Genomic DNA, 24,724 nt, shown 5'->3' with positions numbered 1-24,724 from the left:
CCTTATACAATTCGCTACATCGGATAGGTGTGCATCCGAACCGCCAGATTGCCCATGATCCAAACAGTTCCAAGGATGATGATCAGCAGCACCAGCGTAGAGAAAAGGATCAAATCCAGGTCTTCGCGGCTGCTGCGGCGGCGGTCGATATGCAGGAAATAGACCAGTTGCACGATCAGTTGCGCCAACCCCAGCAGAGCGATTGAAAGGTAAACCCCTTTGGTCTCGATGCCGTATTTATAAGCTATCATGAACACCGCACCTGTCAGCAAAAGCGAGCCGCCATACCCGATGACGTACCGCCGACGCTCGCGCCGGTGCATCTCGCTGCGCTTATCCATAGGAGAGCCCTCCGAAGTAAACGATGGTGATGATCCCGATCCAGATCAGGTCGAGGAAGTGCCAGAACAACGCCAACCGAACCACACGCGACATCAACAGATCGGTCAGGCCAAACAGGCGTAGCTGGATACCTAAAACAATCAGCCACAGACACCCCGCAGCCACGTGCAACCCATGCAGCGGCACCAGACCGTAGAAGGCCGAAAGGAACCCGCTGCGTTGAGGGACACCGCCTTTTTCGGTCATCGCGATGAAGTCGCGGATTTCCAACACCAGAAAGCTGAGCCCCAGAACCAGCGTCACGCAGAACCAGAACACGATCCGCCACCTGGGCAGGTTGTATTTCAGCGCCAGCATTGCCAGCCCGACGGTCAGACTGCTGGTCAACAGGATCAGGGTCTGTGCAAAGATGCTTCTTAGATCGAACAGCTCGTGCGGGCCGGGCCCGCCAGCCTGTGCATCGATCATGGTGATGTAGATGGCGAACATCAGGCCGAAATAGACCAGATCGCTCATCAGAAAGACCCAGAAGCCAAATGTAACGACCTCGGCGGCCTGGTCCGCGCTGGCATGCCGCCGCCCGAGGTTCAGCCCCGGATAGCTGTGCGTCGGTGCGCGCTTCATGTCACTGCCTCCAGGTCAGGGCGGGCAAGGCCGCGATTTTCCGGAGCGATTTCATGATCGCGATCCACTGGCGTTGCGCTGCGGACCAAATCCAACCAGGCTTCGTGTTGTATGCGAACCTCTTCAGCGGGGATGACCTCTTCGGTGTCCAGCCGGAAGGTCCACAGGATGAAAGACAACAACATCAGCGCAGTTACCAATGCGGCCAGCCACCAGATCCACCAGACTAGTGCGAACATCCAGACACCGCTCAGCACACACAGGATGAACCCGATGCCGGTGTTGCGCGGCATCGAGATATCTTCGTACTCATCAGGTGTCGGATAGGCCACACCCCGTTCCTTTGCGGCGGCAAAGTTATCCCGATCCGTCACCTGCGGGATGACGGCAAAATTGTATGGCGGCGGCGGCGACGGAATCGACCATTCCAGCGTGCGTGCATCCCAAGGATCTCCAACCGGTACGCGGGTTTTTTCGCGGTCGCGGATACTAACCCACAATTGCACGACCACCGCCAACAGCGCCGACAGGATCACCAGCGCGCCGATGACGGCGATGATCATGTAGGGGTGGAAACTGGGGTCTTCCCAACTGAACGACCGGCGCGGCATCCCCATGAGGCCAACGAAATAAAGCGGCAGGAAAGTCAGCATGAACCCGACTGTCCACAGCACCACCGTGATGCGGCCCCAATGCTCGTTCAGCCTGAACCCGAAAGCTTTGGGGAACCAATAATTGTATCCCGCCAGCAGACCGAACAGCACGCCCGGCAACAGAACATTGTGGAAATGCGCCACAAGGAACAGAGTGTTATGCACCTGATAGTCAACCGTTGGATTGGCAAGGATTACACCAGACAACCCTCCAATCACAAACAGCATCAGAAAGGACAGGCCGTACAGCATCGGCACCGAAAACCGGATTCGGCCCCGGTACAAAGTCGCCATCCAGTCATAGACCTTCACCCCGGTTGGAATGGCGATCAGCATGGTGGCAATACCGAACACTGCATTAATCAGCGCGCTTTGGCCCATAGTGAAGAAATGGTGCAGCCAGACGGTAAAAGACAGCACCGCGATGCACATTGTGGCAATCACCAGCGAGTTGTAGCCGTAAAGCCGTTTGGCCGAGAAGGTGGCGAAAACTTCGGAATAGATGCCATAAGCGGGCAGCACCAGCAGATAGACCTCGGGGTGGCCGAACAGCCAAAACAGGTTGGCATAGTTCATCATGTTGCCGCCAAGGTCGTTGGTGAAAAAATGGAAATCCAGATACCGATCCGCCGCCAACATCAGCGCGGCCACGCCAAGCGGCGGCATGGCAAAGATGATCAGGATCGAGCTGCTGATGATTGTCCAGCAATACATCGGCAGCCGCATGAACTTCATCCCCGGCGCCCGCAGCTTATAGATCGTCACCGCAAAATTAATCCCCGTCAGAGTGGTGCCGATACCCGAGACGACAATGGCCCATATCCAGTAATCCGGCCCCACCCCAGGGTTAAAGGCAGCGCCGGTATAGGGCGGATAGGCTGTCCACCCGCCGGTCGAGAAATTGCCCACCACTAGCGACACCATCAGCATCATGCCCGCCGAGACGGTCAGGCCCAGACTGATCTGGTTCATTACCGGAAAGGCCACATCCCGCGCACCTATCATCAGTGGGATAAGGTAATTCGCGAGCCCAAAGACAAAGGGCACGGCGACAAAGAACACCATGATCGTGCCATGGGTGCTGAACAGCTCGGCAAAGTGTTCGGCCTCAAGGAAACCATCGCCCGGCCCGGTTGCTTGTTGGGCGCGCATGACAACGCCTTCAAGCACGCCGCGCGCCAGCATGACGATGGCAAAGACGATGTACATGATGCCGATTTTCTTGTGATCGGCGCTGGTCAGCCAGTCGCGCCACAAGGGCCCCCACTGGCGGAACCATGTCAGCGACCCCACCACAACAATAACGCCTACGATCACCACGGCCGCCGCCGCGTTGGCTACAATTTCGTTTGCGTTAGGGTTTTGGATCAAACCTGTGATCGGGAAGGCATCCCAGTTCAGGCGGCCAAAGAATCCTGTTTCGGTCATTGCGCGCCCTCTTGCCCATATTCAGCGGTTCCCGGTTGTTGATCACGTGGCAGCGGTTGACCACCGTGATAGCGGTGCAGAATAGACCGGAATAGATCACCGTCCTCCAACGTAAAATACAGCGCGTTGAGTGGCATCAGTGGGGTCCCCAATGCTGCCTGCACCTCATCCCGGTCCGTGCGCATGGCCAGTGTTCGATAAATGTCTTCGGTCAGAGGGATGCCATGGGTGCGGACGCTTTCGACCCAGGCGTTGAAGTCTTCCGGCTGCATCGCCTGAGTCAGAAACTTCTGTTTGGTAAAACCCCGCCCATTATATTGCGTGTTTTCGCCCTGCATCGTCTCGGGCGTGTCGGCCACCAGATGCAGCTGGGTCGTCATCCCCGGCATCGCATAGATCTGCCCTGCCAGGGCTGGGATCATAAAGGACTGCATCACCGTATCCGTCGTCAACGTCATCGCAACCTGCTGTTTGACAGGAATGCCGAACTCTCCGACGGTGGCGATACCAAGGTCGGGGTAGATAAACAGCCATTTCCAATCGAGGCCAACAACCTGCACGTTCACCGCGGGTGTTTCACCGAACGGTGCGGCATAAGGGTCCAGCCGGTGGGTGGCTTTCCACAGGTAAAACGACAGCAGCGCCACAATCACGACCGGCACGCCCCACATGGCGAATTCCAGCTTGGCCGAGAAATCCCATTTGGGCCGGTACTCTGCCGCGCTGCCCTTGCGCCGCCGGTACCGCAAGGCGATCAGCGGCACCAATACCAAAACCGGCAACACGGCTATCATGATCAGAACAGTCGCCCGCAGCAGGTGGGTTTTTTGAACCGCCGCAATAGGGCCTTGCGGGTCCATAAAGCTGTTGCTTGCCCACGCCATCTGTGCCGAGGTCACAACAACCGCGATCACCAGTGCCATTGCTGAAGGTTTGAGTAAGGCCACGCCTGATCGTCCTCTTAAGCCTTCGTTTCGGCCAACTATCGACAGAGTCACAGATTTTCTCAAGGTTTTTTCCAAAACGTCGATTGTTTCACACCCTGCCTGAACAACCACAGCATTAGGATCGTGCAAATCGCCTTCGATGATGCGGTTGACTTGGCATCGCAGTCGGGTGAGACATTTTGGTGATGCGTTGGATTATTCTCGCCCTCAGCCTTTGGTGCCTTACGACAAGTGCAACCGCACAGGATCGCGCGGCGGTGGAACGCCAGTTTCAAGCATGGCTGCAGGATACGGTCTGGCCGCGTGCCAAGGCCCAAGGAGTTTCGCGCGCAACCATGCAGCGGGCCTTTGACGGGGTAACGCTCAACTGGAAGTTGCCCGATCTGGTGCCGCCGGGCAGTTCTACTCAGACACCCAAACAGCAAAAACAGGCTGAATTTGGATCACCTGGCCGATACTTCAATGCAGGTTCCGTTCAGGGTGCAACTGCAACGGGGCGGCAGATGGCCCGGCGCCACGCCGGAACTCTTGCACAGGTCGAGGCAGAAACCGGGGTTCCCGGACGGATCATCCTGGCCATTTGGGGCCGAGAGAGCGGGTATGGCCAAGTGCCCATCCGCCACGATGCCTTTCAGGTGTTGGGGACAAAAGGGTTCATGAGCACCCGGTCCGCCTATTTCACCGACGAGTTGATCGCCGCTCTGAAAATTACCGAAGCAGGCCACGCCCCAACGGGCACGTTGAAAAGCAGCTGGGCGGGCGCGTTGGGTCAACCACAATTCATGCCCTCAAACTTCCTGACCTTTGCCGCGGATGGCAATGGCGACGGGCGGTCCGATATCTGGGGCTCGGCCGAAGATACAATCGCCTCCATCGGGCATTTCCTGTCGCAACATGGCTGGGTCACCGGGCGCGACTGGGGGTTCGAGGTCACGGTTCCGACCCAGATAACCTGTGCACTGGAAGGGCCGGATCAGGGCCGACCTATTCAGGACTGGGCCGCGATGGGGATCACCCGTGTATCTGGCAAGCCATTTCCACCACACGAACTGTCGGGTGAGGGGTTTCTGATGATGCCCGCCGGACGCAAGGGACCCGCCTTTATCGTCACGCCGAATTTCTACGTTCTCAAGGATTACAACAAAAGCGATCTCTACGCTCTGTTCGTGGGCCACGTCGGAGACCGCATTCAATATGGCGTTGGCGACTTCAAAGCCCGCTGGGGCAAGATCGATACCTTGTACCGGTCAGATATCGCGGCCATGCAACGGGCGCTGGAAAGTCAGGGCCATGATGTCGGTGGTGCGGATGGATTGCCGGGGTTCAAGACGCGCCGCTCGATTGGACGCTGGCAACAGACTGCGGGACGCAGTCCGACCTGCTTCCCCGAAACCAGCATGAAATCCACTCTGTCGAAGTAGCGATTCGCTGCGAATTTGATGTGTTTCGAGCTTCCTTGGCGTCAAGTTTGCGGGGTGACCTTCACGAAAATGTCAAGAAACGATGAAGTTTCATTATTAAATTTCCCAACCTACGCCCATTTCGTTCACGATCCACCTGTAGTTGCTTAAATTGTGGGCACCATCTTTATCCCGATTTGAAATAATGCCACCTTCACCGGCAGTGAAAGGCGACTTTCGCAAACACGTTCCCGACTGCAAACCGAAAGACTGCGACGCGGTGTTCCTTGCGCTCTGAAAAAGCAAAATTCGAACCCGTCCCGGTCTTGTTCAGGGTCGGACAAACATGGTGGCCTGCACCCATCCTGAAAGGATGCGCGTGCCGGACCCCTAAAAACGGGAGTAGAAAAACATGAACAAGTATATTCGTACATCTCTGGCGGGGCTATTGACCTCGACCATGATTACCGGTGCCGCCTTTGCTGCGGGCACCCATCCCACAACCGGTGAGACGCTGGCGGATGACCAGACCTTCATCTACCGCCTTGGCGACGAACACAGCTCGGTCGATCCGCAGGTTGTTGAGGATACCTATGGCGCTGAAATTACCCGTGACCTGTTCGAAGGTCTGATGAATCAGGACGAAGACGGCAATCTGGTTCCGGGCGTCGCCACCGGCTATACCACCAATGACACCAAAGACGTTTATACCTTTACCCTGCGCGACAACGCCAAGTGGTCGAATGGCGACCCGGTGACAGCAGGTGATTTTGTTTACGCCTGGAAACGCGCTGTCGATCCCGCCCTGTCCTCGCCCTATGCCTGGTTCATGGAGCTGATGTCGATCGAGAATGCTGCTGAAATTATTGCAGGGAACAAGCCCATTGACGAGTTAGGCGTCAAAGCCATCGACGATCACACTCTGGAAGTCACCCTGAGCGCGCCCTTGCCCTATTTCCCGCAGATGACCACACACTCAACCACTTTCCCGGCCCCGCAGAAAGTGATCGAAGAACACGGCGACGCCTGGACCCGGCCGGAAAACATCGTCTCGAACGGAGCCTATATCTGGACCGAACATTTGCCGCAGGAACGCTCGGTTCGTGAGCGTAACGAGATGTATTGGGACAATGAAAACACGATCTTGGACAAAGTCGTGACGCTGGTCATTAACGATGAAAACGTCGCTTTGACCCGCTATCTGGCTGGCGAACTGGACCGCACCGAAGTTCCCGCAGGGCAGTTTCCCCGCATGAGCCAGGAACACCCGGATCAAGCCATCAGCTTCCCGCGCCTGTGTAACTACTATTACACATTCAACCTGACAGAAGACGGCCCCGAAGCCTTCAAGGACCCCAATGTCCGTCAAGCGCTGTCGCTGGCCGTTGATCGCGAGATCATCACCGAGAAGGTCATGGCTGGTGGCCAGCCACAGGCTTACACTTTCGCACCCGAAGCGACCGCTGGATTCACGGTCCCCGAGGTCGAAATGGCCTCGATGACTCAGCCCGAGCGGGATGAACTGGCTAAGGAACTGCTGGCTGGTGCCGGTTACGGCCCCGACAATCCGCTGAGCTTTGAGATGGTCTACAACACCAACGAAGACCATAAAAAGGTCGCCGTGGCGCTGAGCCAGATGTGGAAGCAGAAGCTGGGCGTGAATGTCGAGCTGGCCAACATGGAATGGAAAGTGTTCCTGGAAGAGCGTGGCAACCAGAACTTCGATCTGGCCCGTGGCGCATGGTGTGGCGACTATAACGAAGCCTCCACCTTCCTGGATCTGCTGCAATCGCAGTCGGGTTATAACGACGGCAAGTACAACAATGCCCGCGTTGACGAGCTGCTGGCCGAAGCCAAAACGTCGGATGATCCGGCGCCTCTGTATACAGAAGTTGAACGGATCATCGCACAGGAAACGCCTGTGATCCCGATCTACCACTATGCTGGCGTTTACATGATGGACACCGATGTCGGGAACTGGCCGATCAACAATGTCGAGCAGAACTGGTACTCGAAGAACCTCTACAAACGCGCCGAGTAATCGTCTTTGAACCTCGCCCTGTCCCGGATGCAACCGGGGCAGGGCCAATAAACATGGGGGCATGAAATGCTTGCCTATAGCCTGCGGCGACTACTGGTTGCCATACCGACGATCCTGTTGCTGATCGTCGCCTGTTTCTTTCTGATGCACTTCGCGCCCGGTGGGCCCTTTACCTCGGAGCGGCCTCTGCCGCCGGCGGTTCTGGCCAATATCGAAGCCCGCTATGGGCTGGATCAACCGCTGTGGAAGCAGTTGTGGGACTACCTCTACAACATCGTCGTGCATTTCGATTTCGGCCCGTCCTTCAAGTTCAAGGACCGCGATGTGAACGACATCATCGCGCAGGGTTTTCCAATCTCGCTGACCTATGGGTCGCTGTCGTTCCTGGTTGCTACCACCGCCGGTGTGGGTCTGGGGATCGCCGCCGCAATCAAGCACAATAGCTGGATCGACTATTTTGCCGTGGGTCTGGGCATTGCCGCGCAGGCGCTGCCGAACTTCATCATGGGCCCGATCCTGATCCTGACTTTCACCCTGTGGCTGGGGTTGCTGCCCGGCGGTGGCTGGAATGGTGGTCAGTGGCAATATCTGATCATGCCGGTCATTGCGCTGGCGACTTCATACATGGGGTCGATTGCGCGGATCACCCGGTCGTCCATGCTTGAGGTTCTGAACTCGAACTTCATCCGCACCGCACGGGCCAAGGGCCTGCCGACCAGAACCGTAATCTGGCGTCATGCGCTGAAGCCGACGCTTCTGCCCGTGGTGTCCTATCTGGGGCCGGTCTTTGTCTATGTGCTGACCGGTTCGGTCTTTGTCGACATCTATTTCTCGACCGGGGGTCTGGGTCAGGCCTATGTCGGCTCTGCCCTGTCACGGGATTATGCGGTGCTGTTGGGGGTCACGATCCTTTACGGGGCGCTGACTGTTGTCGTGAACTTGCTGACCGACCTGGCTTATGCCTGGTTCGATCCAAAAATCCGGTACTGAGGGGCTGGCAATGCTTGGAAAATCAAAAAAAGCCGCTCAACTGGCCGGAGACGTAACCGACTACACGGTCATTCAGGGGCGTTCGCTATGGCAGGACGCACGAATGCGGTTCGTCCGCAACAAGGCCGCGATGGCCAGCGTGTTGATACTGGGGCTGATCGTCCTGTTCACAATAATCGGCCCGTATTTCGCCGTGTGGAGCAACGAGGAAATTGACTGGAACGTCATGGGTGACGTAGCCGGCATGGGAATGCCTTCTATCGAAACCGGGCACTATTTCGGCGTCGACGATCTGGGACGCGACCTTTACAGCCGCGTCATTCAGGCCACTACGACATCGCTGCTGGTCGGATTGATCGGGGCGGCAACCGCACTGATCGTCGGCACCTGCTACGGTATCGCCGCCGGATATATCGGCGGGCGCACCGACGGCGTCATGATGCGTTTCGTCGATATCTTGCTGGCGATCCCGGCCACTTTGATCGTTATCCTGCTGCTGGTCGTGGCGGGGCGGTCGTTCTTCATGTTGTTCATCGCGCTTGGCGCAGTGGGCTGGCTGACTATGGCACGGATCGTTCGGGGGCAAACCCTGACCCTGAAAAACCGCGAGTTCATCGAGGCCGCCCGCGCTGCTGGTGTCAGCGAGTTCACCATCATGTATCGCCATATTCTGCCCAACCTGCTGGGTGTAGTGATTGTCTATGCCTCGTTGTTGGTGCCGGAAATGATACTGATGGAGAGCTTCATCTCGTTCCTTGGGTTGGGCATTTCGGAGCCCTATACGTCGCTGGGCCGTCTGATCGCCGAAGGTGCGGGAACCATGGCTTACGGTACCCTGTGGCAGTTGATGTACCCGCTGACAATCTATGTCGCCATCATCATCTCGATGTTCTTCATCGGCGATGGTTTGCGCGACGCTCTGGACCCGAAGGATCGCTGACATGAGCCTGTTTTCCATTAAGGACCTGAGCGTCCAATTCAATACACCCGACGGTGTGGTCGAGGCCGTCAAAGGCATCAGCTTCGACATCAATCCGGGCGAATGCCTTGGCATCGTGGGCGAAAGCGGGTCGGGCAAAAGCCAGACCTTCATGGCCGCGATGGGATTGTTGCCACCTGCCGGGCGGGCCATGGGATCCGCTATGCTGAACGGTCAGGAAATCCTGAACCTGCCCATCAACAAGCTGAACAAGATCCGCGGCGACGATGTTGGCATGATCTTTCAGGACCCGCTGACTGCACTGACCCCGCATCTGCGGATCGGCCAGCAAATGCGCGAAGTTCTGCAAGTCCACGAAGGGCTGCAAGGATCCGCTGCACGGGCCCGCTGCCTGGAGTGGCTCGATCGCGTCCGCATCCCCGAAGCCAAACGGCGGCTGGACCAATACCCGCACGAATTGTCGGGCGGTATGCGTCAACGCGTAATGATTGCCATGTCGATGCTGTGCAATCCCAAGCTGCTGATCGCGGATGAGCCGACCACGGCACTGGACGTCACCGTGCAGGCCGACATTCTGGACCTGATGGTGCGCCTGCAAAAGGACGAAGGCACCGCGATTGCGTTGATTACCCATGACATGGGCGTCGTGGCGCGGATGTGCGACCGCATTCAGGTCATGCGCCTGGGTCAGTTTGTCGAAGCCGGAGACACGCGCGAAATCTTCCGCGCGCCACAGCACGAATATACCCGTACCCTGTTAGAGGCGATGCCACGGATCGACGCTGGCGACGCGCCGAAGGCATTGGACAAAGTCGAAGACCCGCTGCTGAAAGTCGATGACGTCAAGGTCCATTTCCCGATTCACGTTCCGGGCGGCATATTCGGACGCAAGGTGCCATTGAAGGCGGTGGATGGCGTCAGTTTTGACATCCGCAAGGGTGAAACCCTGGGTGTTGTGGGCGAATCTGGCTGTGGCAAATCCACGTTGGCCAGGGCGGTTCTGCAACTGATCGAACCCAGCGGCGGTAATGTCAGCTGGCTGGGTCACCCAATTGTCGGACTGAAACGGGCCGAGCTAAACAAATACCGCAAGGATTTGCAGATCGTGTTTCAGGACCCGCTGGCCAGCCTCGACCCGCGGATGACGATCTCGGCCTCGATCGCGGAACCGCTCAAGACCTATCGTCCCGATCTGACGGATCGGGAACGAAAGGAAATGGTCGCCGACATGATGGAACGGGTTGGTCTGAAGGCCAACATGATCAACCGTTATCCGCATGAGCTGTCCGGCGGGCAAAACCAGCGGGTCGGCATTGCACGGGCGATGATCAATAAACCCAAGTTGATCATCTGTGATGAGGCGGTTTCAGCGCTGGATGTGTCCATTCAAGCGCAAATCGTGGAATTGTTGCGTGAACTGCAACAAGAATTCGGCCTGTCGATGATCTTCATCAGCCACGACCTGTCTGTGGTGCGTGCGGTCTCGAACCGGATCATGGTTCTGTATCTGGGCCGAATAGTCGAGCTGGGGGATGGAGAGGTGATCTGTTCCGATCCGATCCACCCTTACACGAAATCCCTAATCTCGGCGGTTCCAATTCCAGACCCGGATGTGGAACGCAGCCGTCAGCGGTTGAAGCTGCCTGGTGAACTGCCCTCACCCATGGATCCCAAAGCCGCATTGCGGTTTCTTCCCAGCCGGTTGGCCGCAGGTCAGACCGATTATGTGCCGCAACTGAGCGAGGTAACGCCGGAACATTTCGTGGCCGAACACGACCCGCTGGAAATCATCATGAAAGGGGCCTGATCCTGCCGCCCCGAAGCCGTTCACGCGGCTTCGGGGTTTGCATTAGGCCCAGTGACTACGGCAACTGTCGGCAAGGCGGATCTATGGCAGGCAGATATCCGTTTCTGCTGCAGATAAGGGCAGAAATCCGCAATGTTGCGCAGGGTAAATCCCGATCGTTTTGACTTCTACCGCACTGGGTGGCACCATCCTTTGCAAATGATACGTTGGTTGTTACAGATTGTTGATTGTTCGGACCACAGCGCCTAAGAGACCCGCGTAGTACGCTAACAGTCAGACATTGTTTTAGTAACTTGAGAGGTCAAATGACACGTAAGGTCACAAAGGCGATCTTCCCCGTCGCAGGGCTTGGTACGCGGTTCCTGCCCGCGACAAAGTCGGTCCCGAAAGAGATCATGACGTTGGTCGACCGCCCGTTGGTACAATACGCCATCGACGAAGCGCGTGCCGCCGGTATCACTGAATTCATTTTCGTGACCTCTCGCGGCAAGTCTGCACTAGAAGACTATTTCGACCACAACTTGGTGCTTGAGCAGGAGCTGAAAGCCAAAGGCAAGGAAGACCTGCTGGAAACGCTGAACGCCACCAATATGGAAAGTGGCGCGATTGCCTATATCCGTCAGCACAAAGCGTTGGGTCTGGGTCACGCGGTCTGGTGCGCCCGTCGACTGATCGGCGACGAACCTTTCGCGGTAATGTTGCCAGACGACGTGATTGCAGCCGACAAGCCTTGCCTGCAGCAAATGATCGAAGCTTATGAAGAAACCGGCGGCAACATGGTGGCAGCCATGGAAGTTCCCGAAGACAAGACCAGTGCTTACGGTGTGTTGGACGTAGGTGAGAATATCGGGACGGTCGTACGCGCACGCGGTATGGTCGAGAAGCCAAATCCCGAGGATGCGCCATCCAACCTGGCCGTTATCGGCCGCTATGTATTGGGGCCGTCGGTATTGTACAATCTGAACCAACTGAAAAGAGGCAGCGGTGGTGAGATTCAACTTACCGATGCTATCGCCGAAGATATTGGCAATGGTGTGCCGGTCTTTGGGTACAAATTCAACGGACAGCGATTCGATTGCGGTTCAAAATCCGGGTTCCTGCAGGCCACGGTTGCATTCGCACTGGCCCGCCAGGATTTGCGTGAGGACCTGAGCCAGTATCTGCGCGACGTTGTGGCGACGGATCAGGCTGCTCAGTAACAACTTCTGACGGCACACCGACCGGGGTGTCCCTCGGTACAGCATTTCCACAAGCCGGGGCGTTCAGCGCCTCGGCTTTTTTGATGCTTCTGAAAAGTTAGCAATTGGTTTTACGGGCGTCCGGCACGGTTAGATGGGATTCATCCACCAAACGGCAATGTGGCGCGCAATGCAATTATCGGATCGACAGCCACAGGAGGACGCCCGTGCCACAAAATTCACCCCGATTGAGCCTTCCATTTCTGCAACCCTCGCAGGCTCAGAAACACGTCACCCATAACGAGGCGCTGCGACAGCTGGATGTGGTTACCCAACTGAGCCTGGCCTCGACAAACGCGTCGACCCCACCTGCCGTTCCAGACCAGGGTGTGGTTCACGCATTGGGCGTCGCGCCAACAGGGGATTGGACAGGTCAGGCCGGAATGTTAGCTACTTGGCTGGACAACGCCTGGTATTTCGCCGCGCCCGGCACAGGCTGGCGCGCATGGGATGAAAGCACCGGTCAAATGAAAGTCTGGGACGGTGGGGCCTGGATCGATCCTCCGGTAGCGACGCAGAATATGGACGGACTGGGTATCGCCACAAGCTATGACAGCACGAACCGCCTGTCGGTTAGATCCCCGGCCACATTGCTCAGCCACGAAGGCGGTGGGCACCAGCTGAAAATCAACAAGGCCGGTGCAGGCGACACCGCGTCCTTACTGTTTCAGTCCAATTGGACCGGCCATGCCGAGATGGGTTTGTCGGGCACTACAGGCTTTTCCATCAAAGTCTCTCCCGATGGCAGCAACTGGACTGACGCACTAAGCTTTGACCCCACGACCGGCATTGCAGATGGCGCGGCAATTCAGGCCAGCCCTGAAGACATCACACCCGGGCGCCTGATGCGGGCTGACTACGGTTATGGCCCAGGCAACCTGTTAGGGCCCGTTTCTGAAAATGGCGGTGTACCAGGCGGAGCGGTGATCGAGCGGGGCTCGACCCCTAATGGCGACTACGTGCGCTTTGCGGATGGAACGCAGATTTGCACCGTCACCTTGCCCGCAACAGGCTGCACAAATGCCGATGGCGCGCTTTTCGCAAGCGGCGCGGCAGTCTGGGATTTCCCGATGACTTTTGCAACCGGCTCAACCATTTCGGTCAGCGGCGGCGGTGGGGCCAGCAATCGGTTCATCGGTTTCGACGCCCCGACCGAAACACAGGTAGGTTTCAAGATTTTGGCCACCACCAGCGATGCCACCGCATTGGCACCAACAGCAATCGCCATCGGTCGCTGGTTCTGATGGAGCGAACTGCCCGGGCACCGGTCCGGGCGGTTACTTAGCCCGCAAATCCGCCGCTGCCTGATCCAGGAACCAAGCATAGGTTTCGCGAATGCCGTCTTCCAGCCCAACGCGCGCGCGCCAGCCCATGTCGGCCAGACGGGACACATCCATCAGCTTGCGCATGGTGCCGTCCGGTTTGCTGACATCCTGCGTAATCCGCCCGGTGTAGCCGGTTGTTTTGGCCACCAACGCAGCCAACTCCGCGATCGAGATATCCTCGCCACAGCCCACGTTGATGTGGCTCAGCATCGGTTGAGTGTTTGCCTCATAGACATCGCGCGGCAGGTCAAGCACGAACAGCGACGCCTCGGCCATATCGTCCACATGCAGGAATTCGCGGCGTGGTTTGCCGGTGCCCCAGATCACAACTTCGTCCAGACCATCGCGCTGCGCCTCATGAAAACGGCGGATCAGGGCGGGCAGAACATGGCTGTTTTCGGGGTGGAAATTGTCACCCGGACCATACAGGTTCGTGGGCATGACCGAGCGGTAATCGACCCCGTGCTGCCGATTATAGCTTTCACACAGTTTGATCCCGGCGATCTTGGCAACAGCATAGGGCTCGTTCGTGGGCTCCAGCTCTCCGGTCAGCAACGCATCCTCGCGCATCGGCTGTGGCACAGCTCGCGGGTAGATGCAGGAACTACCCAATTGCAGAAGATGTTTCACTCCGGCGGCAAAGGCCTGATGGATCACATTACACTCGATCATCAGGTTGTCGTAGATGAAATCCGCCGGGTAGGTGTTGTTGGCGTGGATGCCCCCCACCTTGGCCGCGGCAAGGATCACGACATCCGGACGTTCAGCCTGCATAAAGTCGCGCACGGCGGCCTGATCGGTCAGGTCTACTTCGGAATGTGTACGCGTGATCAACTCAAGCGCTTCACCGGCTGCCTGACGATCCTGCAAACGGCGCAGAATTGCGCCACCTACCATACCGCGGTGACCTGCTACGTAAATCTTGCGCATGTCGTGTTCCTCAGCCGTTTTCCAGACTTACCGGCAGTTCGTAACCATGCTCTTTCAACAGCGCATGGCGTTTCGCGGTTTTCAGGTCTTCGACAACCATCTCGGCGCACATTTCCTGCACGGTCAGCTCGGGCTCCCAGCCCAGCTTGGTTTTCGCATTCGACGGATCGCCCAACAGCGTTTCCACCTCGGCCGGGCGGAAATATTGCGGGTCGATGCGCATGATCACGTCGCCAGGTTTCAAAGCTGGCGCGTTGTCCCCTTCGATCTTCGTGACGGTCGCGATTTCATCCACGCCGTCGCCCGAGAAGTCCAGCGTGATACCCAGCTCGGCCGCTGACCATTCGATGAACTGACGCACCGAATATTGCACGCCGGTTGCGATCACGAAATCCTCGGGATTGTCCTGCTGCAGCATCAGCCACTGCATCCGCACATAATCCTTCGCGTGGCCCCAATCCCGCAGGCTGTCGATATTGCCCATGTACAGACAATCTTCGAGCCCTTGTGCGATATTTGCCAGACCGCGGGTGATCTTGCGGGTCACAAAGGTTTCGCCGCGACGTGGGCTTTCGTGGTTAAACAGGATGCCGTTGCAGGCATACATGCCATAAGCTTCGCGATAGTTGACGGTGATCCAATAAGAATACAGCTTGGCCACCGCGTATGGCGAACGGGGGTGGAACGGAGTTGTCTCACGTTGCGGCGTTTCCTGGACCAGACCATACAACTCGGATGTGGACGCCTGGTAGAACCGCGTCTTCTTCTCCAGCCCCAGAAATCGGATCGCTTCCAGCAGGCGCAGTGTTCCGATGGCGTCTACATCTGCCGTGTATTCCGGTGATTCAAAGCTGACTGCCACATGAGACTGCGCACCCAGGTTGTAAACTTCGTCCGGCTGCACCTCCTGAATGATTCTCGTCAGGTTCGACGTGTCGCTCAGATCGCCGTAATGCAGGTGCAATTTGGGGTTGGGGTCATGGGGATCTTGATAAATGTGGTCGATCCGCTGCGTGTTAAAGGACGACGCCCGGCGCTTAATCCCATGAACTTCATAACCTTTTTCCAGCAGGAATTCGGCCAGATAGGATCCGTCCTGCCCGGTAATACCTGTAATCAACGCCTTTTTCGTCATCTTATTTTCCCACGAAATACTGTGTGCATCTTTTCCACCTCAGAAACAGCAAGAACTCGCGGAATGCAACCCAACGCATTAAATCACTGAAAATACTGGCGGCTGTAAACCGCCAGCCTGCGCATGCGTCACTATTTAACGTCAGGACGTCCCGTAGAGCGGCACATCGCTTTTAGCACCATCCGCCAACGCTTTGCTCTGATCCCGGCGTACTTGTTCGTACAGAGCCAGCGATTGTTCAGAGAACGCGGCGCTCGGGGGGGCGACATGGACAAAGTTTGACCGTTCGTCCTGACCGCGTGCCAACATGGCATAGTCGCGATCCGCGATCAGTTGCCGGGCGTTGGGGTTGAGATAGCGGATCGCCAGACCAATTCTGCGATCACCGGATCGGTTCGGACCCGAGCCATGAATAGTCAGCCCGTGATGCAGCGACATTTGACCGGGGGCAAGCTCGATATGGGTTTTGTCTTCGTCTGCTACATCAACGGCAACCTCCTGCCCGCGCGACAACAGGTTGGTGTCGGAATAGGTGTCGTTATGCGGCAGGATCGGGTTCTTATGGCTGCCCTGCACGAAATCCATACAACCACTTTCGACCGTGGCCGGGGACAGCGCGATCCAAGCGGTCACCTGATCCGGTGTTTCACCCATGCCCCAATAGGTCAGATCCTGATGCATTCCCACCGTGTGTTCGGTTTGGGCCTCTTTGACGAAAAACTCGGCGGACCAGACCATGATATCCGGGCCCAAAACGCCTTCGACCACATCCAAAACCCGCGGGTCCTGCGCCACCCTTGCGGCCAAGGGGATGACCAGATGCGCGTTTACACGCTTGTAGGTGTTCAGAGGCAAAGGCAGATCGGCGGATAGCCAGTCTGTCTCGAGTTGTTCAAACTCTGCACGGATTTCCGCGATCTCATCGGGAGAAAAAACCGTCAGAGGGAACAGAAATCCGTCTTCCCAATATTTCTCGGACTGGTTCACCGTCAGGGCGTGGGGTGAGTTAGCTGATTGCGGCATGAGGCACCTCTTGAATGATGGTTCACGCAGGATAGGCCGGAACGCCACATAGTCAGCGCACAACCTCTTGCCCGTTAGGCTAAGTTCAGCTTAGCCTACCCCCATGTCGTCCCGTATTCCCTCGCTCAACTGGCTACGCGTGTTCGAGGCCGCCGCCCGTACCGAAAGCTTTGCCCGCGCGGCCACGCAGTTAAACATGTCGGCTGCAGCCGTCAGCCAGCAGGTGAAAGCGTTGGAAACGCGACTGGGCACGCCGCTGTTTCACCGCCACGCCCATGCCGTAACCCTGACCGAGGCAGGACGGGCCTATCTGCCATCGGTTCAACAATCGCTGCTGATGCTGGAAACCGCCACCACAGGGCTGTTCGGTGAAACGCGGGAACAGCGGTTGTTTGTGCAATCTCTTCTGCTTTATGCGCACGGCATTCTGGCCAGTGGGCTTCCAGACTTTCACGCTTCGCATCCGCAGATCAGTCTGTCTTTGACCACCGGCAATCTGGTTTCAGATTTCGCCAACCAGTTCACCGATTTGCAGATCGTGTTCGGCAATCCGACGCTCTATGGCGCGGACAGTGATGTGTTGTTGCATGAACGCCTGTATCCCGTAGCTCCGCCAGATATCGCCAAACAGGTTCAGCACCCCCAAGATCTGTTCCGGTTCCCTTTGATCGAGGTCTCAACCCACCGCGCCAGCTGGCTGCATCTTTTCGATATCCTGCGCCTGCCGACAGGTCAGGCGCGGTTTTTCTTTGCCGACAATTCCCTGATGGCGGCCGAGATATCGGCCAGTGGCGGCGGCATCGCATTGGCCCGCTCTCCGGCATCAGATCGGATCATGGAATTGTCGGGCCTTGTCCCCTGCCTGCCCGACATTCAGGTGGCGGGTCACGAAGCCTACCATTTGGTCTACCCATCCCGCGCAGCCCTGCGGCCACCGGCGCGTGCCTTTCGCGAATGGCTGCTGGATCACAATGCGGCGGTCCAGACCCGGTAACGCCCCTGCCCTGTCACCTCGCGGATCAGGCCGCGCCGGGTGAACCGGTCGATATTCCGCTGTATTGCTGCGCGTGACGCTTTTGTCAGTTCTTCGGCCAGTGGTGCCGAAACCATGGGCCAAGCCGTCAGCACATCGATCAGCAAAGGCGGTGTCCGGCCGCTCAGCCCGCTGGTCGCCTCGCGCGCGCGGTGTTCCCAGGCGCTGACCCGATCAAGATGCATCAGCGCGGCCAGGGTCGCCTGCCCTGCCCCTCTGATCCAGGCCGAAAGCTTTTCGTTTACCTCGCCTGCCCCACGCAGCGCCCCGGGACCGGACAGCGCCAAAGGCATGAACATCGCCCCGCCCCGCCCCATCGTTGCCGCGTGGCGGGCCGCGATAATTGCGGCTTCGGTATCCTGCCCGATCCCCTGGGACAGCGCGCGCCAGGCATGGAACCCCATGGCCGCCTGCGTCACCGGATGCAAGCCTTCGGCATTGCGCATCACTTCTGCCAGATCGGCCACTGCCTCGGGGATGTCTTCGATACCTTGCGCCATGCGATCCAAAAAGGCGGTCAGGCCAATTTCCCACCCATCCGAAGACGGGCCCGGTCCGGAAGTTAAACGCCGTACCGCCCAACCGGCCCGAAACAAAGCCTGAACGTCATCACCGGTTGCACCGATCCGCAGACCGGTCCACAACGCCAGCCGGTCAACACTGATCCGGTCCCCGGTCCACCAGCCCAGATCGGATACATCCATCAGCGCCAGCCGATGCGTCCATCCATCCGGCCCGGCCCGCAACCTCTCATCCAAAGCACCGAAAATTGCCGCCAGGTCGGCCAGTTCAAAAGACAGCTCGGCCTGTGCCGCACACCAATCGCGCGGATCGAACAGCAAACGGCGATCCACTTTCGGGCCTGGGGGCAAAAAATCCTCGACCGCCTCCTCATCCTCGGGCGGCAAAAACCACAAGTCATCGTCTTCGGGTGGGTCCACATCATAGATACTGGGAGGGCCTACCGCATCGGCGTCCTCATCCGGATCAGGCATGACGGGCTTTTTCTTCATACCCATTATATTTCGAGGATTTGCCCCGCTTTACAAGACGTTTTTGCGCATTACGCGTTTAACCCGCAAATCTTTCAGTAAGAAAATCCAGCTGACCGCTCAGATCGGTCTGATCGTTGCTGCCGATCAGCATGTAGCCATATCCGTCCTGCGCCCAGTTGGCTGTGGCCAATCCGCTCAGCACGGCCTGTTGCACGTCCTTGTTCGGCGCGCCCTCACCCTGTCGGATGACACAAAAGGCAAAGGGCCGACCTTCCGCATCGGCAAACACCACCTGAACCAACGGCTTGCCCTTAAATGACAGGACCTGCGCGCGTTTCAGCTCCATCCCCGGCAGGGTTTCAAGCTCTTCGCGGTTCAACGACCGACCCAGCTGTGCCTCAGCCTGCGCGAACTGCTCGTCTAAAGCCTGAGAGGAACTGTCCAGCGACGCAATCGTCTCCGGCACATAGAGCGACTGGTAAATCGCTGCCTGTTGAACCCAGCCCAGCGGCTCGGGGCGCGTCGCCCAAAAGGTCGCCGACGCGGCAATGATCGCGACCGAAGCCGCAACGGCAAGCAGACGCAGCCCACCACCGGCTCGCACGACCGGGACCACCGGCTGTGGCAAATCAACCTGGGGCGTTTCCACTGGCACACGTTCGAAAACCGCCTGCACCACAGGTGCGAACGGGTCCAGCGCCATCAGGCGCTGTTCCAATGCGGGATCCGCCTCAACCGCGCTTTCGATCGCGGCGGCTTCGGCCTCATCCAGCTTGCCTTCCAGATACGCCATCAGCGTCTCATCGGAAAACTTCATTTGCCACTCCGTCGAACGGCGTCTGCCGCCTCATGCTGCATCACAGTTTTCAGTTTCTGCCGGGCATTGGACAGCCGGCTCATGATAGTTCCTATCGGCACCTCCAGCAACGCGGCGGCTTCGCGGTAGCTATAGCCCTCGACGAACACAAGCACGACCGTCTCCCGCTGCGCCTCTGGCAACTGCATCACTTTTGTAAACACTTCAGTGGCGAAAATATTCGTTTCTGAATCGTTTCCGGGTGCAATTAAGTCTGCTTCGGGTGTCACGGAAAGCGCTTGCGCCTTGCGAACCGAACGCGCCCGCACCTCATTCAACCAGATCGAGCGGCAGATCGTCATCAGCCAGCTATCCAGCCGGTCATGTGACGTGACCTGGTGGTGTCGTTCCAACGCGCGCAGACATGTGGATTGTAGCAGATCGTCGGCCACGTCGGATGCGCCGGACAGTGCCAGCCCAAACCGCCAGACGCGTTTCGAATGCATCTGGATCGCGCCGCGCACGGCCTGTTCCGAACTAATCTCACCACCCATCGAATAAATCGCGACCTGTGTGTGTTTGCTTTCCACGGACCGGGCCCGCGGGGTCAGGACTGACATAACCCGAGGAGGAAAGAAATGAAACTTCTGTTGAAGGCAGTCACGATTGCGTCGGCAATTGTTGCAACCCCGCCGCTGGCGGACGGCTGGACCCTTGTCCCCGAAGGATCGCATCTGGCCTATGGGACCATCAAGAAAGACACCGTGGGCGAGGTCAATTCCTTCACCAATCTCAGCGGTCATGTCAGCCCGGACAGCAAGGCCGAGATTCAGATCGACCTGTCCTCGGTCGAGACCAATATCGACATCCGTAACGAACGCATGATCGAGCATGTGTTTCGCAAAGCGGGCACCGCTGGGCTGACGGCCACGTTTGACATGGCCAAGGTCTCGGGTCTGGGCGTTGGCGAAACAACTACGGTCGACGCCGAGGCCGTGTTGTCCTTAATCGGAACGGATGTGGCCTTCGACGCCGAGATGTTTGTGGCCCGTCTTTCCGAAACCTCGGTGATGGTGTCGACCAACGACATGGTTTTCATCAGCACCGAAGACGCAGGCGTGAATGCGGGTGTCGACAAACTGATGGAGCTGGCCAGCCTGCCCGGCATCACCCGTGCGGTTCCGGTGACAGCCCGGCTGATATTCAACATGGACGGCGAACAGGCCGCCGTATCCTCTGCCGCCCCGGTGGCCGTTGCCGCTGTTGACGGCGATATCAAGGCGGGCAAGAAAGTGTTCCGCAAATGCAGCGCGTGCCACAAGCTTGAGCAAGACCGCCACACCGTCGGTCCATCGCTGCACGGGGTTATCGGCGCCACAGCCGGACAGGCGGACGGGTTCCGGTATTCGGCCCAATTGCAAGAGTCGGGCATCATCTGGACCGCTGACACCCTGACCGCGTTCCTGTCCGACCCGCGCGGCACGATCCCCGGTAACAAGATGCAGTTTCCCGGCCTGAAAAAGGACGAGGATATCACCAACCTGATCGCGTACCTGCAGGCCGAAGCGCAGGGCTGATCCCGAACCCGGCTAAAACTGGGTTTCCTTTGCCCGCTCTGCCACGCTATCCCTTGTCTCAACCACGATGAGGGAGACGCAGGGCATGAGCGAAACGGTCAAACTGTCATTGGACGAAATCCGAGACCTCAGCCTTTCTATTTTGACCACGTCTGGTTTCGGGCCAGATCATGCCGCGGCGATCGCCGATACGCTAACCACCTGTCAAATCGACGATTGCCAGTCACATGGATTGTTCCGCCTGTTCATGTGCGCCGACACGATAAAAGCGGGGCAGATCGACGGGCATGTAGAGCCAGTCCTTGAACCGTCGGATAACGCAGTTGTTCGGGTTGATGCGCAGGGCGGGATGTCCCTGCTGGCGTTCGAAAAAGCACTGCCGGTTTTGATCGAAAAAACCCACACCCACGGCATCGCCGCCATGGCGATCAACCGGTGTTTCCATTTCTCGGCACTCTGGCCCGAGGTGGAGCGTCTGTCCGCGGTCGGTCTGGCGGCGATGGCGATGGGCCCCAGTCACGCCTGGGTTGCCCCAGCCGGCGGCACGCGTGGTAGCCTTGGCACCAACCCGCTGGCTTTCAGCTGGCCGCGTCAGGGCAAAGACCCGTTTACCTTTGATTTCGCCACCAGCGCTTTTGCCCGCGGAGAAATCGAGCTGTACCGCCGCGCAGGTAAACCCCTGCCCGAGGGTGTGGCAATCGACAAGCACGGCAACCCGACCACCGATCCGCAGGCCGCGATGGACGGAGCCATGCTGACCTTTGGCAGTTACAAAGGTTCGGCCCTGTCGATCATGATCGAGCTACTGGCTGGCCCGCTGATTGATGACCTGACCAGCCTGGAAAGCATGGAATACGCAAATGGCGCAGGCGGCGCGCCTTATCATGGGGAAATCCTGCTGGCCTTCGATCCTGCACAGCTCAGCGGCGGTCGGGTCGATGAGAATGATACCCGTGCCGAACGTCTGTTTGCCGATATCACCGACCAGGGCGCCCGCCTGCCCTCGCAACGGCGCTTTGCCGCGCGGGCCCGCAACACCGAACGCGGCTATGTCGAGATTTCCAAAACCCTGCATGATGATCTGCAGGCTTTGGCCGAACAGGCTCAGGCACGCTAAAGCCCCTTTCCCTTGGCGATGCGGCTGGCTAAGAAGTCCCTCCAGACATATTCAGGAGGCCCCCTTGGACCGCATCGCCCGCACCATCGCCACCGAAATTAACGCCCGCACCGAACAGGTGGGGGCCGCGGTGAAATTGCTGGACGAAGGGGCCACCGTGCCTTTTGTCGCCCGCTACCGCAAAGAGGTGACGGGTGGGCTGGACGATACCCAACTGCGCACCCTGTCCGACCGCCTGACCTATCTGCGTGAACTGGAAGCGCGGCGCGAGACGATCCTGGGCTCGATCAAGGACCAGGGCAAGCTGACCGACGATCTGGTCAAATCCATCGCGCAGGCCGACACCAAGGCGCAGCTGGAAGACATTTACCTGCCCTACAAACCCAAGCGCCGCACCAAGGCGATGATCGCCCGCGAGAATGGGCTGGAACCCTTGGCCGACGCAATTCTTGCGGATCGGTCGGCTGACCCAGAAATTCTGGCGCAGGGATATGTCACCGAAGCAGTGGCAACCGTCAAAGACGCGCTGAACGGCGCGCGGGACATCATCACCGAGCGGCTGACCGAAAACGCCGCCCTTCTGGGTGAGCTGCGCAATTTCATGCAGCGAGAGGCCCTGCTGACTTCAAAGGTAATTGACGGCAAGGAACAGGAAGGCGCGAAATTCAGCGACTATTTCAGCCATTCGGAGCTTTGGGCAAAAACTCCGTCGCATCGTGCGTTGGCGATGCTGCGGGCCTCGAAAGAGGGGATCGTTACGCTGGATATCGCGCCTGAACCCGAAACTGGCGCCGCCCGTGCCGAAGCGATTGTCGCCGCGCACCTGCACACACGTGGGGTCGGTCCCGGAGATCTGTGGCTACGCAAGGTGGCGGGCTGGACCTGGCGGGTGAAACTGTCGCTGTCGATGATGGTCGAACTGATGGCGGATCTGCGCAGCCGGGCGCAGGATGAGGCTATTAATGTTTTCTCCCGCAATCTCAAAGATTTACTGTTCGCGGCCCCGGCGGGCGCAAAGGCAACCCTGGGTCTGGACCCCGGCATTCGAACCGGCGTCAAAGCTGCGGTGGTGGATGCCACGGGTAAAGTGGTTGCGACCGATACGCTTTATCCCTTTCAGCCCAAGAACGATCTACGCGGCGCGCAGGCCGCCATTCTGAACCTGATCGCTGCGCAAAAGATTGAACTGATCGCCATCGGCAATGGCACCGCCAGCCGGGAAACCGAGAAACTGGTGGGTGATACGTTGAAACTGCTGCCAAAAACAGCTTCAGCCCCGACCAAGGTTGTTGTGTCCGAGGCTGGCGCATCGGTCTATTCCGCCTCTGAACTGGCGGCGCGTGAGTTTCCCGATCTTGACGTGTCGCTACGCGGCGCGGTTTCCATCGCCCGTCGGCTGCAGGACCCACTGGCCGAACTGGTTAAGATCGAACCCAAATCCATTGGGGTCGGCCAATACCAGCATGATGTGGACCAGCACAGGCTGTCGCAATCTCTGGCCTCGGTGATCGAAGATGTGGTGAACGCGGTGGGGGTTGATTTGAACACGGCCTCGGCCCCCCTGCTCTCTCATGTCTCGGGGTTGGGGCCCGGCCTGGCCGAAGCGATTGTCATGCATCGCGACATGAATGGCGCATTTCAATCACGTAAAGAGCTGCTGAAAGTCGCCCGCCTCGGCCCACGCGCTTATGAGCAAAGTGCAGGCTTTTTGCGCATACGCGACGGGTCGGAACCTCTGGACGCATCGTCAGTTCACCCCGAGGCCTATGACGTGGCCCGCCGGGTTGTCTCGGCTTGCGGGCGCGACATCCGTCAGATCATGGGTCACGACGGCGCGCTTAAGGGGTTGCGCGCGGAACAATTCGTCGACGACACCTTCGGTCTGCCTACTATACAGGACATTTTTGCCGAGCTGGAAAAGCCTGGTCGCGACCCTCGCCCCAGTTTTGTCACCGCCTCGTTTACCGACGGTGTCGAAAACATCACCGACCTGAAACCGGGCATGGTGTTGGAAGGCACGGTGACAAATGTCGCCGCCTTTGGCGCGTTTGTGGATATCGGGGTGCATCAGGACGGGCTGGTCCATGTCAGCCAATTGGCCGACCGCTTCGTCAAGGACCCGCACGAGGTGGTCAAGACCGGACAGGTCGTCAAGGTCACCGTGGTCGAGGTGGATGTCCCACGCAAGCGAATTGGCCTGACCATGCGCAAGGATGGCGGAACATCAGCCCGCGAAGATCGGGCCAGTCGAGGACCGAAAAAGAATTTCAGCTCATCAAAACCTAAAGGATCGCAGCGCGCAAAATCTGACAGTAATGCACACAACAACGCATTTGCGGATGCGCTGAAATCAGCCATGAAGAACCAATGATGGATTGGGTCG

21 protein-coding genes are annotated in these 24,724 nt (G+C 58.2%); 11 read left to right on the top strand and 10 right to left on the bottom strand.

Annotated elements, in window-relative coordinates; all coding sequences use genetic code 11:
- Positions 1 to 14 precede the first annotated feature (14 nt).
- The 4 genes from AB1A64_RS01550 to AB1A64_RS01535 are packed head-to-tail and all read right to left on the bottom strand — an operon-like array spanning position 15 to position 3,994.
- The gene (locus tag AB1A64_RS01550) at positions 15 to 341 is read right to left on the bottom strand and encodes a cytochrome C oxidase subunit IV family protein (protein WP_366549784.1); all 327 of its coding nucleotides are present in this window, start codon (positions 339 to 341) and stop codon (positions 15 to 17) included.
- The gene (locus AB1A64_RS01545) at positions 334 to 966 is read right to left on the bottom strand and encodes a cytochrome c oxidase subunit 3 (RefSeq protein ID WP_366549783.1); all 633 of its coding nucleotides are present in this window, start codon (positions 964 to 966) and stop codon (positions 334 to 336) included. Before AB1A64_RS01545 ends, AB1A64_RS01550 begins: the two co-directional genes overlap by 8 nt.
- Positions 963 to 3,047: a cbb3-type cytochrome c oxidase subunit I gene (locus tag AB1A64_RS01540; protein ID WP_366549782.1), complete on the bottom strand. Its 2,085-nt coding sequence runs from the start codon at positions 3,045 to 3,047 to the stop codon at positions 963 to 965. Before AB1A64_RS01540 ends, AB1A64_RS01545 begins: the two co-directional genes overlap by 4 nt.
- Positions 3,044 to 3,994 (bottom strand): cytochrome ubiquinol oxidase subunit II, encoded by a 951-nt coding sequence (locus AB1A64_RS01535; protein WP_366549781.1) that lies wholly within the window; start codon positions 3,992 to 3,994, stop codon positions 3,044 to 3,046. Before AB1A64_RS01535 ends, AB1A64_RS01540 begins: the two co-directional genes overlap by 4 nt.
- Before the next feature lie 185 nt (positions 3,995 to 4,179).
- Between AB1A64_RS01535 and AB1A64_RS01530 the strand changes: the two genes are divergently transcribed.
- The 7 genes from AB1A64_RS01530 (at position 4,180) to AB1A64_RS01500 (ending at position 13,654) form a co-directional block, all read left to right on the top strand.
- The gene (locus AB1A64_RS01530) at positions 4,180 to 5,415 is read left to right on the top strand and encodes a lytic murein transglycosylase (protein ID WP_366549780.1); all 1,236 of its coding nucleotides are present in this window, start codon (positions 4,180 to 4,182) and stop codon (positions 5,413 to 5,415) included.
- A gap of 391 nt (positions 5,416 to 5,806) precedes the next feature.
- Positions 5,807 to 7,435: a peptide ABC transporter substrate-binding protein gene (locus tag AB1A64_RS01525; RefSeq protein ID WP_366549779.1), complete on the top strand. Its 1,629-nt coding sequence runs from the start codon at positions 5,807 to 5,809 to the stop codon at positions 7,433 to 7,435.
- A 66-nt stretch (positions 7,436 to 7,501) separates the two neighbouring features.
- On the top strand, positions 7,502 to 8,425 hold the full coding sequence (oppB, locus tag AB1A64_RS01520; RefSeq protein ID WP_366549778.1) for an oligopeptide ABC transporter permease OppB: 924 nt from the start codon (positions 7,502 to 7,504) through the stop codon (positions 8,423 to 8,425).
- Positions 8,426 to 8,435: 10 nt separating this feature from the next.
- Positions 8,436 to 9,365 (top strand): ABC transporter permease subunit, encoded by a 930-nt coding sequence (locus AB1A64_RS01515; protein ID WP_366549777.1) that lies wholly within the window; start codon positions 8,436 to 8,438, stop codon positions 9,363 to 9,365.
- 1 nt (position 9,366) lies between these two features.
- Complete coding sequence (locus tag AB1A64_RS01510) at positions 9,367 to 11,172, top strand: ABC transporter ATP-binding protein (protein WP_366549776.1); 1,806 nt, start codon at positions 9,367 to 9,369, stop codon at positions 11,170 to 11,172.
- A 305-nt stretch (positions 11,173 to 11,477) separates the two neighbouring features.
- On the top strand, positions 11,478 to 12,371 hold the full coding sequence (gene galU, locus AB1A64_RS01505) for a UTP--glucose-1-phosphate uridylyltransferase GalU (protein ID WP_170394818.1): 894 nt from the start codon (positions 11,478 to 11,480) through the stop codon (positions 12,369 to 12,371).
- A gap of 206 nt (positions 12,372 to 12,577) precedes the next feature.
- A complete protein-coding gene (locus tag AB1A64_RS01500; RefSeq protein WP_366549775.1) occupies positions 12,578 to 13,654 on the top strand; it encodes a DUF2793 domain-containing protein in 1,077 nt (358 codons plus the stop codon).
- Between the two features lie 33 nt (positions 13,655 to 13,687).
- On the opposite strand, the gene AB1A64_RS01495 is transcribed toward AB1A64_RS01500, so the two are convergent.
- The 3 genes from AB1A64_RS01495 to AB1A64_RS01485 form a co-directional block, all read right to left on the bottom strand.
- Positions 13,688 to 14,665, bottom strand: a complete 978-nt coding sequence (locus AB1A64_RS01495; RefSeq protein ID WP_366549774.1) for a GDP-L-fucose synthase — start codon at positions 14,663 to 14,665, stop codon at positions 13,688 to 13,690.
- A gap of 10 nt (positions 14,666 to 14,675) precedes the next feature.
- Complete coding sequence (gene gmd, locus AB1A64_RS01490; RefSeq protein WP_366549773.1) at positions 14,676 to 15,800, bottom strand: GDP-mannose 4,6-dehydratase; 1,125 nt, start codon at positions 15,798 to 15,800, stop codon at positions 14,676 to 14,678.
- Between the two features lie 141 nt (positions 15,801 to 15,941).
- Positions 15,942 to 16,823, bottom strand: a complete 882-nt coding sequence (locus tag AB1A64_RS01485) for a phytanoyl-CoA dioxygenase family protein (protein WP_366549772.1) — start codon at positions 16,821 to 16,823, stop codon at positions 15,942 to 15,944.
- Between the two features lie 103 nt (positions 16,824 to 16,926).
- Here AB1A64_RS01485 and AB1A64_RS01480 point away from each other — a divergent pair, with 103 nt between their 5' ends.
- Positions 16,927 to 17,817: a LysR family transcriptional regulator gene (locus tag AB1A64_RS01480; protein WP_366549771.1), complete on the top strand. Its 891-nt coding sequence runs from the start codon at positions 16,927 to 16,929 to the stop codon at positions 17,815 to 17,817.
- Here the strand turns inward: AB1A64_RS01480 and AB1A64_RS01475 are convergent.
- The 3 genes from AB1A64_RS01475 to AB1A64_RS01465 are packed head-to-tail and all read right to left on the bottom strand — an operon-like array spanning position 17,790 to position 20,237.
- Positions 17,790 to 18,869: a helix-turn-helix domain-containing protein gene (locus AB1A64_RS01475; protein WP_366550244.1), complete on the bottom strand. Its 1,080-nt coding sequence runs from the start codon at positions 18,867 to 18,869 to the stop codon at positions 17,790 to 17,792. The genes AB1A64_RS01480 and AB1A64_RS01475 overlap by 28 nt on opposite strands.
- A gap of 58 nt (positions 18,870 to 18,927) precedes the next feature.
- The gene (locus AB1A64_RS01470; RefSeq protein WP_366549770.1) at positions 18,928 to 19,668 is read right to left on the bottom strand and encodes a hypothetical protein; all 741 of its coding nucleotides are present in this window, start codon (positions 19,666 to 19,668) and stop codon (positions 18,928 to 18,930) included.
- Positions 19,665 to 20,237: an RNA polymerase sigma factor gene (locus AB1A64_RS01465; protein WP_366549769.1), complete on the bottom strand. Its 573-nt coding sequence runs from the start codon at positions 20,235 to 20,237 to the stop codon at positions 19,665 to 19,667. The genes AB1A64_RS01470 and AB1A64_RS01465 overlap by 4 nt, the downstream gene beginning before the upstream one ends.
- A 48-nt stretch (positions 20,238 to 20,285) precedes the next feature.
- Here AB1A64_RS01465 and AB1A64_RS01460 point away from each other — a divergent pair, with 48 nt between their 5' ends.
- The 3 genes from AB1A64_RS01460 to AB1A64_RS01450 all read left to right on the top strand — a co-directional run bounded on the left by AB1A64_RS01460 (position 20,286) and on the right by AB1A64_RS01450 (position 24,712).
- The gene (locus AB1A64_RS01460) at positions 20,286 to 21,224 is read left to right on the top strand and encodes a cytochrome c family protein (RefSeq protein ID WP_366549768.1); all 939 of its coding nucleotides are present in this window, start codon (positions 20,286 to 20,288) and stop codon (positions 21,222 to 21,224) included.
- An 85-nt stretch (positions 21,225 to 21,309) separates the two neighbouring features.
- The gene (locus tag AB1A64_RS01455; RefSeq protein WP_366549767.1) at positions 21,310 to 22,341 is read left to right on the top strand and encodes an Ldh family oxidoreductase; all 1,032 of its coding nucleotides are present in this window, start codon (positions 21,310 to 21,312) and stop codon (positions 22,339 to 22,341) included.
- A gap of 64 nt (positions 22,342 to 22,405) precedes the next feature.
- Positions 22,406 to 24,712, top strand: a complete 2,307-nt coding sequence (locus tag AB1A64_RS01450; protein WP_366549766.1) for a Tex family protein — start codon at positions 22,406 to 22,408, stop codon at positions 24,710 to 24,712.
- The last annotated feature ends 12 nt before the right edge of the window (positions 24,713 to 24,724 follow it).

The organism is Ruegeria sp. ANG10 (assembly GCF_040705255.1).
In the GTDB taxonomy this organism is placed as follows: Bacteria; Pseudomonadota; Alphaproteobacteria; order Rhodobacterales; family Rhodobacteraceae; genus Ruegeria.
Note: the sequence above shows the minus strand (reverse complement) of the source record. Positions and strands in the feature narration are given on the sequence as shown.